A 14486-nucleotide genomic window follows, 5' to 3' on the forward strand; every position below is an offset into this window, starting at 1 on the left:
TAAATAGAACTTCGTTTAAACAATAACCCCCTCTTTCTACAAGTAATTTACTTTTAAGAAAGAGGGGGTTATTATATTAAAAACAAGTTACTTTATTTTTTAGGAACAGGAAAACCTCTATCCTTCATTAAAGCATCAATACTTGCATCATGACCTCTAAACTTTCTATAAGCCTCAGCAGGGTCCATAGCATTACGTGGAGCGAATAAATATTTCACAAGTTTATACGCTACATCTTTATCATAAAAGCCTTTAGGAGCTTCTGCAAACACCTCTGCGGCATCTGATGTTAGCACATCTGCCCATAAATAACCATAATATGCAGCCGCATAGCCCTCTCCTGAGAATACGTGACCAAATTGAGTTGAACGGTGTCTCATTACAATCTCTTTTGGCATTCCTAATGAAGTTAATGTCTCTTTCTCGAATGATACAGGGTCTATATTTGTAGGATCTACAGTATGGTATTTCATGTCCATTAAAGCAGATGCTAAGTACTCTGTCGTACTAAATCCTTGATTAAATGCCGATGCCGCTTTTATTTTCTTCACTAAAGATGCTGGCATAGGTTTACCTGTTTTTTGATGCACAAGAAAACCATTAATCACTTTATCAGTAGACAACCAACGCTCTAATAATTGAGATTGGAATTCTGTATAATCTCTTACTCCACTATTTGATTTAGGGTACTTCACATTAGCAGATAAGAAATGCAATGCATGCCCAAATTCGTGGAAGAATGTCTCTGCATCACTCCAAGAAACTAAAGATACCTCACCAGGAGCAGGCTTAATAAAGTTTGAATTATTAGATGCTAATACAATTTTATTTCCTTCAAAAGAAGTAAAACTTCTGTAAGTTGTTGCCCAAGCTCCAGAGCGTTTTCCTTGTCTAGCATAAGGATCTAAATACCATAAACCGATTACCTTAGTTGTAGATTTGTAAGATACCTCCCAAACACGTACATCTTCTTGAAAAACAGGGATTTTACCCTTCGGCAATTCTTTAAATTCAAAATCAAAAAGCTCTCCTGCTACAAAAAACATAGCTTCACGTAACTTTTCTAACTGAAGATATTGCTTCACTTCATCAGAATCTAAATCGTATTTGTCTTTTCTTACCTTCTCTGCATAATAACGGTAATCCCAAGGCTCAATAGTTATTTTATCACCACGTTTGTTAGCAACAGATTGCATATCTGCCACTTCTTCGACTACACGAGCAGTAGAAGCTTTCCAAACTTTCTCCATCAAATCCATTGCATTTTTAGGATTTTTAGCCATTCTATCTTGTAATCTCCAAGTAGCGTAATTATCAAATCCTAAAAGGTGAACACGCTCATTACGTAGTTTCAGAATTTCAGTAATAATCTTATTATTATCATGTTCATCTCGGTTATCACCTCTTTTAATATAATTCGACCAAACTACCTCTCTTAGGTTTCTTTCATCAGAATACGTTAAAAATGGTTCCATAGAAGAACGCGTATTAGTAATTGCATACTCTCCCGCATGTCCTTTTTCTTCTGCCGTTTTTGCTGCAGATTTTATATATGATTCTGGTAAGCCGTTTAATTGATCTTTCTTTAAGTAAACAACATAGTTTTCTTCATCTGCCAAGACATTATTCGAAAAGTCATTATATAAACTAGATAATTTTTGATTTATCTCAGCATATTTTTTCTTTTTATCAGCATCAAGGTCAGCTCCATTCATTACAAAACTTGAGTAAATTAACTTTACTACTCGTTGTTCCTCGTCTCCTAAAGCTTTTAATTGAGAAGCCTCATAAACTGATTTAATACGCTGAAATAGTTTTGTGTTTTGGCTAATTTTTGATGAATAAGTCGATATTTTTGGTGCTAATTCTTTACTTATTTCTCTTAATTCTGGAGACGACATATTACTTCTCCAAATACCATAATAGGTAAAAGCCCTATCCAATGGTTTACCTGCCTTTTCCATAGCAACAATTGTATTCTCGAAAGAAGGTGCTTCTGTATTGTTTGCTATAACATCAATTTCTTGAAGATGCATTTCCATACCTTCCTCTATTGCACTTTTTAGATCAGATAAATGCATTTTATCAAATGCTGGAACTCCACCATAAGGGCCTGTCCATTCTTGCAATAAAGGGTTACTTGATTCTGTCATATTGTTAGATGAACAGCTAAATAATAAACAACTCAGTCCAATAATAATTGTACTAATTGAAAAGGATTTCATAATAAATGAATTTTTGATTGTTGAAGTTAATGAACGCATCGACAAAAATTAGAATAAGAAATCTAACCACTTTCTATTGGTTTATTTTCATTCTAAAACTGATTGTCAATAATGGCGTAAAACTGTAGAAAACTAATTCTACTTATAAAATAGGTTATGATTAATTACGGTTATCAAGCCCCCAATTAAGTTTCTTTCGCAGTGTTTCTAAGAATTTATCTCCACCACCAATACTCACTAATTTGGCTTTAAAAGCACATTTCTTTACGGCTAGTTCGATCGTTGCATCTACTGCTTCAGATCTTGAATCTAAGGATACTAAGAAATTTTTACTTCGTCCTTCTATTTCGAAAGATATTACACTCTGATCTGAAACGATTAAAGGGCGTACATTTAAATTATGCGGACAAACTGGCGAAATAATAAAATTTTCGGAACCTGGTATTACAACAGGTCCTCCAACACTTAAAGAATATCCTGTAGATCCAGAAGGTGTAGATACAATCAAACCATCTGCCCAATACGAGTTGAGGTATTCTCCATTTAAGTAGGTATGAACTACAATCATTGAAGAAGTATCTCTTTTCAATATTGTAAATTCATTAAGTCCAAATTTTATTCCTCCAAATAGGTCTTCTCTATCACTTACTAATCCTAACATTGTTCGTTCATCAATAGAATAATATCCATTAATTAAAGAATCTAAAGTGTTAGAGAAGTTTTCTCTTTGTATAGAGGCTAAAAACCCCAATCTTCCTGCATTAACTCCTACAATCGGAATCTCTAATTCTTGCACATACGTTAGTGCTTGTAAAAGAGTACCATCTCCTCCAATAGAAATCATAAAATCTACACCCCTTAATTCTTCAGTTGTACTGAATACACTAAGTTGAGCATACATTTCTGGTGCAACTTTTTCTAAATATGGAGCTAAAGCATCAGAAATAATTAATTCAAATTCAACTCTATTTAAAATATCCTGAATTGAATCAATTAAAAATTTACTTCGTTCCGTTTCAAGTTTTCTACTGTGTAAGGCGAGTTTCATTCTAAATTTCTAAGTAACGCATTAAATTATCTAAACGATCCTGACTGTTTTCAGAATTCTCTGTAAGAGATGAAGAATAAATCACATTTAAACTAAAACGCTCAAAAGTTGCTAAAACTGGCTCTACTTCTACCTTATTCAATTTTAAGGTAACAACAACCATTTTAGGATCATTCTTATCGGCTTCAACAAAAACACTTAGAATCTTAATGCTATTTTGTTCAACCCATCTACTTAAATCTTCTAGGGAATAATGGATAGCTTCCATGCGTAATGCAATAATGTTTCCTTTAATTTGGTCGGAATGCATTTGGGCTATCTTCTGCATCATGTCGTCTATTATTATAGTGCCATGATATTTATTTTCTTTATCGACAACAGGGACGATTTCAACATCATATTCGTCTACGACTCTAAGTACATCATAGAGATGAGCAGCAGGAAGAACAGACACTTCTTCGAAGGATAATGGAAGCTTTACAGATTTTACACCTTGACTTAAATCTAAATCAAAGAAATCTCGTTCCATTACCATTCCTAAGTAACGGTCTTCTTCTACAACTGGTAAAGAGAGAATATTACATTCTTCAAAATAAGAAAATACACATTCAAGACTAGTGTCTTTGTGTATTGCTGGTAATGTGGTTGTCAACAGATCTTTTGCTAATTGCATACATCTAAATATTTTGATGAAAAGATATGTATAAACACAATTTGGGAGATAAATTACTGATATACATCAACTTTACCTCCCAAATTATGAAATAGTATTATTATTTATTCAAATTTCTCTGTTCTAACTTTAGAGAAATTATTTGAAGGTTTCTCTAAACTACATTATTACTAGTTATTTCTCAAGAAATCGTCTACTAACATGTTAAATCTATTTGGATGTTCCATCATTGGAACATGACAACATTTATCTACAAAGAACAAAGTTGAATTTGGTATTAAACGGTTAAACTCATGTCCAGAATGTGGAGGAGTGATCGTATCATTAAGTCCCCAGATTAATAATGTAGGGCATTTTATATCTTTTAGCTCTTCACGAAGGTTGTGCTTCTGTGCTGATCTTGCATAATAAACTATACGTAAACATTTTGCATTATCAGAAGTAACCTCGTAAACCTCGTCTACAAGTTCTTTAGTAGCTACTTCAGGGTTGTAGAATGTATATCCTACTCTATCCTTAATAAAATCGTAACTACCTCTTTTTGGATAGGATAATCCCATACCTGTTTCGTATAACCCAGAACTACCAGTTAAAATAAGCTTTTTAACAGACGTTGGGTTAGCCAATGTAAACATTAAAGCAACGTGACCTCCTAAGCTATTTCCTAATAAAGAAAATTCTTCGAAGCCAAATTCAGAAACAAAATTTTCTGTATAAGCGACAAGGCCTTCCAAATTAGATTCACTTCTAGGTGAATCATAGATTGGAAGCATTGGAATAACCACACGGTATCTACCTGAAAAATAACCTAGCACCTCTGCCCAGTTACTTAGAGCTCCGAAAAGTCCATGTAATAAAATTAGAACTTCTCCTTCTCCTTCATCAATGTATTTGAATCCGTCTTTTTCTCGAATAGTTAAACTCATATTGCTTATTTACTATAATCGTTGCTATAAAAATACGTGCAAAGATACTATTTAATTTAACCTTTACACATTAACAGTATATCTTAAAGATCAAGGTTGTATTAATTTTGATCTTTATTCACAAACATTATTTCCTTAAATTGTTCAAATAGAACTCCACCCTCATGAAACAGATAATCTAAATTCTTTTTATTTAATTGATTATCAACAGAAATCTTTCCTTCTTCAATTAATAAATCTGTAATATAAATTGCCATTCCACGAGCAACATTATCTGAAATAGCACCTGCACATTGGTCTACAATTTTTTCTGAATCTCCTTTGGTTAAAAGTGAATTATCGAATACATAAGCTACCGCTTCGGTTCTAGTCCACAATAAGTTGTGAATACCTAAATCAGTCTCCATATAAATAGCATTTTGTAAACGCCACATTGTCCATTCAATTCTTTGCTCTAAAGATGCATTAATAAAATAATTGTATAAATATACGTTCTTCCAAAATTCTTCCATAAATGGAATACTTAAATTTCGTCTAAAAAGAGGTAATGAAGTATTTGTTATTATACTTCCTTTCCATTGGTGTTCAGCAGCCATACTTAATGCAGTGGGCAATAACGTATTTTGTGTATAAATTGAAATAGAGTCTGAAAAATATATTTTACTTTTTCTACTATAATCAAAACTCCCTTCAAAATAAAAAGGTTCAATTGATATACCATCAAGAATACTGGGTTGAATATAATATTCTACTTGTTTCTCTTTTGTAAAATACTGTGGAGCTGAAGAAAAGGATTGAATAAAATCGGCAATATATAAATCTACACCTAAGGATTTATTTTTATTCTTCTCCTTAAAATAAATTTCAGCCTTCTCTTTTAAAGTTGCCCCCTCTTCTATCCCTTCCTCTAAAAATAAGGTTCTTAATTTTTTCTTTTCTCTGTAAACTAACTTCTTTCCTAGGTTATACATTATTTGTGGGCGGTACTCATAATCTATTATCTGATCATTAAAACCTAAAGTCCTCTTTAACCTTTGCTGGTAATAAGGAACTCCCAAATCATATTGCATTACTGTAATTTCAGATGGAGCTTGTTGCATTATCAGTTCGGTTACCGTACGTCTTAATGCATCAAAAGATGGAATTACAGCTCCTTCTAAAGCTCTTTTTATTCCGTATTTTAATTCTGGAATATTCTTACGAATTCGTTCATCATCAGAACTTTCTAACTTATGTAAAAAGTCTTGGTAGATAATATTTTTTTCAAAAGGCACATCTAAGAAAGATATCAATTGTTCTTCTACTCTTCTAAGAATACTTTGAGGTGGCTTTACTATCTGTTCATTAATATGAAAATGATGAATGCATTCTTCTAAAGATTCCCCTTTTCTCCTAAATAATATATTTTTCGTAGTGATTAGTTGTTCACTATCGGTTGGGTACAATCTATTGCCAGAAATAAGCTCAGAAACTTTGTCTTGAACTTCTTCTAGCCTAAGAATGTAATTATTTGCATCTGTAATTGAGTTAATTTCATGGTTATTAATCATAAACATTGGTAACTGTACTTGTATACCATTTATATGATCAATAGCATAGACAGTACCACTGTATAAATCATTTTCTAAAATCTCATCTTCAATAATAAACTTAAAAATAGCGGCAGAAAATTGTTCCGATTTAGAAAGTTCATCTTGATTATAACGCTCTAGGAACTCAAATTCTTTATGAGAATAGTTAACATCTAATTCTTCTTGAAAAATTGACACATCATTTAAATGTCCTTCCATGCCTGGAGTTATATATGGCCATTTAAAAAATTTTGTTTTGGTTAGTACCTCTGGATGTTCTTTTGCATAATCATAAAAAAGACGGTCTAATAATGTATATAATTTTGCAGGTTTAAAGTACCATACATTTAATCTATCACCTACAAAACTTATAATTCCAATAAAACATAGGATGCGTAAATATAGCCACCACTTCATTTTTAAATGATTTGCTATTTTATTACGATAATAGGCTCTATAATTATGATTAAATTTCATTAAAGAAAGTCTTTATACTACTGTTACTACTAATCCGTTAACAATGTTTTCAGGTTTCAATCAACAATTATCGACCTTAAACTTATACATTTGCAAATACTAGGCTAATAAATCTTAAAGAAAAAGAACATACTCGTTCATTTTCAGTTAATTAAGAAGAACCATCGAGTTTTTATAATTTTGGAAAAAAAGTCACAAAATATAATATCAACAAAAGTAGAAAATGCTACTTTAGATTTTGATACTGTTTTAGCAGTTGCACTCAATAGTGGACAACCATTTGCGGCCTGGAAAATGCCCAATGAAAATACGCAAAGTATTGTTGTATCCCTACAAAAGGAAGCATTAAGAGTAACTTCTGACCTAGAAAACTTACCTAATGGTTTTTTAGCTAGACCTTTTCAAGATCAAGATAATAAAGCGTTTTTAATTCCTGCTGATATCTATTATACTTCTGATTTACCCGAAATTCAATTTTCTACTGATTATGATTTTGAAACGAAGGTAAAAGTAGAAAAAGCCTTAACTGATTTTAAGCAGAATAAACCTCTAAATAAATGGAAGGATAATATGCTTAAAGAGCATTTCCCTCCAACTTCTAAAGAACACTTCACCTCTATTGTAGATAATAGTATTGAAGCCATGAAGAATGATGCTTTCCTAAAAGTAGTATTATCTAGAACGAAAGAAGCACCTTTAAAAGACGACTTTTCTCCAATTCATTTCTTCCATAGATTATGTAAAGCCTATCCTAATGCATTTATTTCGGTTTGTTTTATTCCTAAGATAGGCCTTTGGATGGGTGCCTCTCCAGAAACACTTATTAGTGTAGACGAGAATGGTATTTTTAGAACTGTTGCTCTTGCTGGTACTCAAGCTAGTAATGGTATGTTACCTAAAGATGCCTCTTGGAAAAGTAAAGAAATTGAAGAACAAGCATTGGTTAGTAGGTATATTATCAATTGCTTTAAGAAAATTCGATTAAGGGAATTTGATGAAAAGGGACCTCGTACAGTGGCTGCTGCTCATTTATTACACCTGCGTACAGATTTTAAAGTAGATACAAAAGCAACAAACTTTCCTCAATTAGGTACTGTTATGTTAGATCTACTACATCCTACATCTGCCGTTTGTGGAATGCCTAAAGAGGTGGCAACACAATTTATATTAGACAACGAACATTATAATCGTTCTTTATACAGTGGTTATATAGGACCAATTGGTTTAAGAAATAGAAATCATTTATTTGTAAATCTTAGATGTTTACAAATTTTTAATGATCACGCCCTTCTCTATGCAGGTGCCGGAATAACAGAAGATTCTGATGCTGAAAAAGAATGGAACGAAACAGAAATAAAGATGGATACTATGTTGAAACATCTTCATAGCTAAAAATTATTTCAATATTTGTCAGTTTTAATGCTTTTGATTGTCTATAAATCAAAAGCATTATTTTTTTAGTAAAATCAATAAAATTTATACTTATGAAATATCTAATCTCCATAATCAGTTTACTTTTTTTACATCAAATTACTTTTGCTCAAGAAAAAGATATCTATAAAAAATATGGCATTGAAGTTAACACGCTACAACCAGGATTAAATGTTGGTGATATCGCTCCTCAATTTACAGGAGTAGATCAGAATGGAAATCCAATTCAATTATCAGAATTATTAAAAAAAGGACCTGTTGTTGTTAATTTTTTTCGTGGTAGTTGGTGCCCATCATGTTATAAGCATTTAAAAAGCTTACGCGATTCTTTAGATGAAATTAATGCAACGGGAGCTACTTTAGTTATGATTAGCCCCGAAGAGCAAAATTCTTTAAATGATTTTGCCACTAAAAAAGAATTTACTTTCTCCATGATTAGTGATAAAGATTTAAGTATTATGAATGGGTATAAAGTAACATTTGAGGTAACTGAAAAATATCAGAAGAAAATAAAAACATTTCTTTTTACAGATATTGCTGCTAATAATGCCATCAAACAGGCAGCATTACCCGTACCTGCAACTTTCATTATTGGTACGGATGGAACTATAATAGCAAAGCAATATGATCCTCAATATTCCAACAGAATGAGCCCAACTGAAATTATTAATGCTTTGAATCAAGAATAAATAGTCTTTTTATATCGAATTTATTAATATTGGAACGAGATACTTTTCTTTTAAAAGTATCTCTTCTTATTTTTATACACACCCATTTTAAAATAATAGGTTACTAAAGTTTTTATTAATTAAAAAGAGGATCACTACTTCTAAAAGTAACCTTTAAATATAAAGTTATTAGACTATGTCAGCATCAACAGGATCTGGAGAATTTATTGTAGAAGGAGGCCATAAACTAAGTGGCGAAATTACACCACAAGGTGCAAAAAACGAGGCGTTACAAATTTTGTGTGCCGTATTGCTTACAGAAGATAAAGTTACAATCCATAATATCCCCAATATTATTGATGTAATGAAGTTGATAGATATTCTAGCTGATCTTGGTGTTAATGTTAAAAAATTAGGAGAAGGTTCTTTCGAATTTGAAGCTAAAGATATTAACATAAACCATTTACATTCTAAAGAATATTCTGATAAAGCATCGAAACTAAGAGGTTCTATTATGGTTTTAGGACCATTATTAGCACGTTATGGTGAAGGTAAAATTCCTAAACCAGGTGGAGATAAAATTGGAAGAAGAAGACTAGACACTCACTTTTTAGGCTTTAAAAAGTTAGGAGCTAAGTTTGAATATACAGAAGATGGTTTCTTTAAAATTGATGCTACTCATTTAGAGGGTACTTATATTTTATTAGACGAGCCGTCTGTAACGGGAACAGCAAACATTATTATGGGTGCAGTAATGGCGAAAGGTAAAACTACGTTATACAATGCTGCTTGTGAGCCGTACATTCAACAACTTTGTAAAATGTTGAATAGAATGGGGGCAAATATTACAGGATATGGTTCTAATTTACTTTCTATAGAAGGTGTTACTAAGTTAGGAGGCACAACGCATACAATGCTTCCTGATATGATTGAAATTGGTAGTTTTATTGGGTTGGCAGCAATGACACAATCTGAGCTAACTATCAAAAATTGTAGAATTGATGAATTAGGACAAATTCCTACAGTATTTAAGAAATTAGGTATTGAAATGGAGTTTAGAGGAGACGATATTTATATTCCTGCTCAAGAGCATTACAATTTAGATCGTTTTATTGACGGATCTATACTTACAGTTGCTGATGGACCTTGGCCTTTATTTACACCAGATTTACTAAGTATAGTACTTGTGGTTGCTATTCAAGCAAAAGGAACAGTACTTGTACATCAAAAAATGTTCGAAAGTCGTCTTTTCTTTGTCGATAAATTAATTGACATGGGTGCTCAAATCATTTTAAATGATCCACACAGAGCAACCGTAATTGGCTTAGATAGAACATCTAACTTAAGAGGTATACAAATGAGTTCTCCAGATATCCGTGCAGGCCAAGCATTATTAATTGCCGCACTATCTGCAGAAGGAACAAGTGTAATTTCTAATATCGATCAGATAGATAGAGGTTATCAATTTATAGATGAACGTTTGAGAGCAATTGGTGCTAAAATCGAACGTCGTTAATAATAAAATTAAAGAGGAGTTAACGATTAGCTCCTCTTTATTTTTTTAAATACTATTAGAAAAATAAAGCGAAAGCGATGAGTGTGAAATATTCCAAAGGTAACAGTTACCCATTAGGAGCTACAGTTACTAAAGAAGGAACCAATTTTTGTATCTACTCTAAGGGTGCTACAGTTATTGAACTACTACTATTTACAGACAAAGATAGTCCAAGACCATTTCAAGTCATCAGATTAAATCCTGATACAAACAAAACATTCTACTACTGGCATGTATTTGTAGAAGGTGTTGGACACGGACAGGTATATGGATACCGTGCCTTTGGAGATTTCATACCAGAAAAAGGACATTGGTTTGATGGAAGTAAGGTTTTAGTAGACCCTTATGCAAAGGCTGTATGTATGAACGCTAATTACTCTAGAAAAGCAGCAATGCGCCCTGGAGACAATTGCATTCATGCTTTAAAGAGTATTGTTATTGATGATAGTAAATATGATTGGGAAGGTGACAAACCTCTTTCAAGACCCTATTCTAAAACTATTATCTATGAAATGCACGTTGCAGGTTTCACTAAAGATCCCTCATCTGGTTTAGATAAAAATAAAAGAGGTACATATAAAGGACTAATTGATAAAATTCCTTATCTACAAGAATTAGGTATAACAGCTGTAGAGCTTTTACCTATCTATCAATTTGATCCTCATGATGCTCCTAAAAATAGAATTAATTATTGGGGATATAGCCCAGTAAACTTCTTTGCTCCGCATAATGCGTATGCAATGGATAAAAATGATCCTACAAGCCCAGTAAATGAGTTTAAGGACATGGTGAAAGCATTGCATAAAGCAGGAATCGAAGTAATTTTAGATGTTGTATACAATCATACCACAGAAGTAGGACCAAAAGAAGGACCTACAATTAATTTCAAAGGTCTTGATGCTACAACTTACTATATTACGGATAAAGAGAACAATAATGAATTCTTAGATTTCTCTGGGTGTGGTAACTCATTTAACGCCAATCATTCTGTTGTTAGAAGAATGATTATGGACTCATTACGTTATTGGGTATCAGAAATGCATGTTGATGGTTTCCGTTTCGACTTAGCTTCTGTACTTTCTAGAGATGAATATGGTAATCCTTCTGAAAATCCTCCAATTTTATGGGAGATTGAGTCTGAACCAATTCTTGCTGGAACAAAAATGATTGCTGAAGCATGGGATGCTGCAGGGTTATACCAAGTAGGTTCTTTTGTTGGTGATAGATGGAGCGAGTGGAATGGAGTCTACCGTGATGTACTCAGAAGATTTGTTAAAGGAGATAACGATCTTGTTGGTTCTTTTGCAGGTTGTGTAGAGGGATCGCACCATATTTTTAAAGAACAAGAAGATAGAGACCCTAACAGAAGTATCAACTTTATTACTTGTCATGATGGTTTTACTATGAACGATTTAGTTTCTTATAATGGGAAACATAACCTCGCAAATGGTGAACATAATAATGATGGTAGTAATGATAACTTTAGTTGGAACCATGGTAATGAAGGTTTTGCTGAAAATGGAGAAACAGATAACCTGAGACAACGCCAAACAAAGAACTTTTTCACGTTACTATTATTATCACAAGGTACACCTATGATATTAATGGGCGATGAAGTGCGTAAAACACAACATGGTAATAATAACGCCTATTGTCAAGATAATGAGTTGAGTTGGTTTAATTGGAATGATCCAGATCAAAACAGTGAAATGTTACGTTTCACAAAACTTCTTATTCAATTCAATTTAAAGCACGAAGTATTCCAAACAGAACGCTTTTGGAGTTCTAAGGCTAGAGCAAGAAGGCCAATTATTACATGGCATGGTGTAGAATTTGACTATCCTGATTGGAAAGGAAACTCACATGCAATTGCTTATATGCTAACTTCTCCAAACACTGGAGAACAGCTTTTTATAATGGTAAATACTTTTTGGGATAAGTTGGAATTTGAAGTTCCAGAACCAACAATAGATGCTAAACATACACAATGGAAAGCCATTATTGATACAGGAAAACCCTCACCTTATGATATTTGTAGCGAAGAAGATGCTCCAATTATAGCACACGGTGTATACGGGTTGGAAGCTAGATCAGTAGTTGTTTTACAATCAGTATAAAATATAAAAGACCTCATCAAATTACTTTTTGATGAGGTCTTTATTTATAGCTATTATCTATAGAAAGTTCTATAATTATTAACCTTGAGTTATTGTCTTTTATTTTCTTCTTTTACTACTTTCCCAAAAGAATCGATCAGTAACTGATCCATGTTTTCACTCTCAAAAACTTCTTTTAATTTACCTTCAATTTCTTTAGGGGAAACCTCATCACCGTACCATTTTACAAATATTTTTGCTCGTTTTCCTTCAAGGTATTTCTTACCCTCTATAGCATCTCTTTGTCTTTGAGGGGCTAAAAGTTTATAAGGAAAACCATAGGTATACTCTTCATAAATGTACGTCCCTTTTTTAGAAATTTCTGGTTCTATAAATGATTTAAATTTACCAGGTGTTGCAGAATCTCTAGTATTTCTTGATATACGAATTGCTATTTTAACACTATCAACCCCTTCTATATTTATATTATGGATAGTCAGTGTTTCGAATTTTTCTATACTTTGACCACTAACATAAAAAAACATAAAGAAAGCTATTGACAAGATCAGCGTCAAAACTTTAGCCAGATAAACAAATAACTTATTATTATTTTTACTAACCGAAACTTCAGCTTTTCTTTCTATCTGAAACCCTCCTATTCTGTCTTCTTCAAATACTACATCTTCATTTTCTAATACCCTAGATTTATAAGGCAAAATAAGTGAAGCAATTACAACAAATAAAATAGAAAAATAGAAAGACTGAGAAAAAGGCTCTGATTTCTGATTAAAAACAATCTCTAAAATACCATTAAATAGTAGACTTACAGATCCAATAAGCAAAGTATAAATAATGCTTAATGCAAAAGGGCGTAAATTTTCTGGAATTTTATTCTTTTGAGAAGTTATCACTTTATGGGTTTTAGACAACTCCTTCTTTGATTTATCATTAGTAGTAACTTCAAACATTTTATCTAAGTTAATCCGTAAACTGTAGTTTCATATTATTACACTACTAATGTACGATTTATTACAAATAAATGTTTAACTATAAACAGTTTAAATTCTAAACAATCCTTATTAACTAATTAACTCAAAATCACCCTCTTCTCCTCTAGATGCTTTTCTAACAGCTTGATCAGCTCTTCTTATTGGTTCAAAAATTCTATATTCACCATGAAATTTCTTAATTAAATAGATCGTAGAATCTAAACTGATCAAATGGCCGGGGCTAATAAAAATTGGCTTTACGTTTTTATTACTTCTGAGTGCTACTCCTACAACCTCATCATCTAAAAGCATTGGAGACAAACTTCCTTTAGCTCCTCCTAAATTATCTAAATATGGTACTAATGGCTTTTTTGCACAACCAATAGTGGGAGTATCTATTTGAAGACCTAACCAACATGCTATTCCAAATTTTCTTGGATGAGCTAAACCGTGGCCGTCAACGATTACTAAAGAAGGCTTTAATTTTATTTGTTTGTTTAAGTATTCCAAACAAGCCACTAACAGAGGACCTTCATAATAAGCAAAATAACCAGACTCGTAAGGTGTTGTGGGTAGTTCATGGATAGTTACAAAAGTATTTACCCACTCGCCTGTTTTTCCATTTATTATATCACAAGATACAAATGCACAATCTTCGGTATAGGCTACATCCATACTACAAACAGCATCATTAGCTCCTAATTTTAAAGGAGCATCGTTGTCTGAATGAATGATTACTTTTTTAGCTAAAACCTCTTGTTCAAGATCTCTATCCTCTCTCATAATTCTATTCTAAATAAAAAAATAAAGACAAGATACTTACCTTG

11 protein-coding genes are annotated in these 14486 nt (G+C 32.4%); 4 read left to right on the top strand and 7 right to left on the bottom strand.

What is annotated here, in order from left to right:
- Positions 1 to 92 precede the first annotated feature (92 nt).
- The 5 genes from EI427_RS13365 to EI427_RS13385 all read right to left on the bottom strand — a co-directional run bounded on the left by EI427_RS13365 (position 93) and on the right by EI427_RS13385 (position 6860).
- Positions 93 to 2153, bottom strand: a complete 2061-nt coding sequence (locus EI427_RS13365) for a M3 family metallopeptidase (protein ID WP_240655305.1) — start codon at positions 2151 to 2153, stop codon at positions 93 to 95.
- Between the two features lie 232 nt (positions 2154 to 2385).
- Complete coding sequence (locus tag EI427_RS13370; RefSeq protein ID WP_126615447.1) at positions 2386 to 3273, bottom strand: NAD kinase; 888 nt, start codon at positions 3271 to 3273, stop codon at positions 2386 to 2388.
- 1 nt (position 3274) lies between these two features.
- A complete protein-coding gene (locus EI427_RS13375) occupies positions 3275 to 3946 on the bottom strand; it encodes a CBS domain-containing protein (RefSeq protein WP_126615449.1) in 672 nt (223 codons plus the stop codon).
- A 170-nt stretch (positions 3947 to 4116) separates the two neighbouring features.
- Complete coding sequence (locus EI427_RS13380; protein WP_126615451.1) at positions 4117 to 4872, bottom strand: alpha/beta fold hydrolase; 756 nt, start codon at positions 4870 to 4872, stop codon at positions 4117 to 4119.
- Between the two features lie 101 nt (positions 4873 to 4973).
- Positions 4974 to 6860 (bottom strand): DUF885 family protein, encoded by a 1887-nt coding sequence (locus EI427_RS13385; RefSeq protein ID WP_205727857.1) that lies wholly within the window; start codon positions 6858 to 6860, stop codon positions 4974 to 4976.
- A 240-nt stretch (positions 6861 to 7100) separates the two neighbouring features.
- Between EI427_RS13385 and EI427_RS13390 the strand changes: the two genes are divergently transcribed.
- The 4 genes from EI427_RS13390 (at position 7101) to glgX (ending at position 12691) form a co-directional block, all read left to right on the top strand.
- On the top strand, positions 7101 to 8312 hold the full coding sequence (locus EI427_RS13390) for a chorismate-binding protein (RefSeq protein ID WP_126615455.1): 1212 nt from the start codon (positions 7101 to 7103) through the stop codon (positions 8310 to 8312).
- A 92-nt stretch (positions 8313 to 8404) separates the two neighbouring features.
- Positions 8405 to 9040 carry a peroxiredoxin family protein gene (locus tag EI427_RS13395; RefSeq protein WP_126615457.1) on the top strand — a complete coding sequence of 212 codons (636 nt, stop codon included), beginning with the start codon at positions 8405 to 8407 and terminating at the stop codon, positions 9038 to 9040.
- A gap of 175 nt (positions 9041 to 9215) precedes the next feature.
- Positions 9216 to 10535, top strand: a complete 1320-nt coding sequence (murA, locus tag EI427_RS13400) for a UDP-N-acetylglucosamine 1-carboxyvinyltransferase (RefSeq protein WP_126615459.1) — start codon at positions 9216 to 9218, stop codon at positions 10533 to 10535.
- Between the two features lie 77 nt (positions 10536 to 10612).
- The gene (gene glgX / locus EI427_RS13405; protein ID WP_126615461.1) at positions 10613 to 12691 is read left to right on the top strand and encodes a glycogen debranching protein GlgX; all 2079 of its coding nucleotides are present in this window, start codon (positions 10613 to 10615) and stop codon (positions 12689 to 12691) included.
- 89 nt (positions 12692 to 12780) lie between these two features.
- Here the strand turns inward: glgX and EI427_RS13410 are convergent, their stop codons facing one another.
- Both EI427_RS13410 and EI427_RS13415 read right to left on the bottom strand, forming a co-directional pair.
- Positions 12781 to 13638: a hypothetical protein gene (locus tag EI427_RS13410; protein WP_126615463.1), complete on the bottom strand. Its 858-nt coding sequence runs from the start codon at positions 13636 to 13638 to the stop codon at positions 12781 to 12783.
- A 111-nt stretch (positions 13639 to 13749) separates the two neighbouring features.
- Complete coding sequence (locus EI427_RS13415) at positions 13750 to 14442, bottom strand: endonuclease V (protein ID WP_126615465.1); 693 nt, start codon at positions 14440 to 14442, stop codon at positions 13750 to 13752.
- Between the last annotated feature and the right edge of the window lie 44 nt (positions 14443 to 14486).

Source organism: Flammeovirga pectinis (assembly GCF_003970675.1).
GTDB classification, from domain to species: Bacteria; Bacteroidota; Bacteroidia; order Cytophagales; family Flammeovirgaceae; genus Flammeovirga; species Flammeovirga pectinis.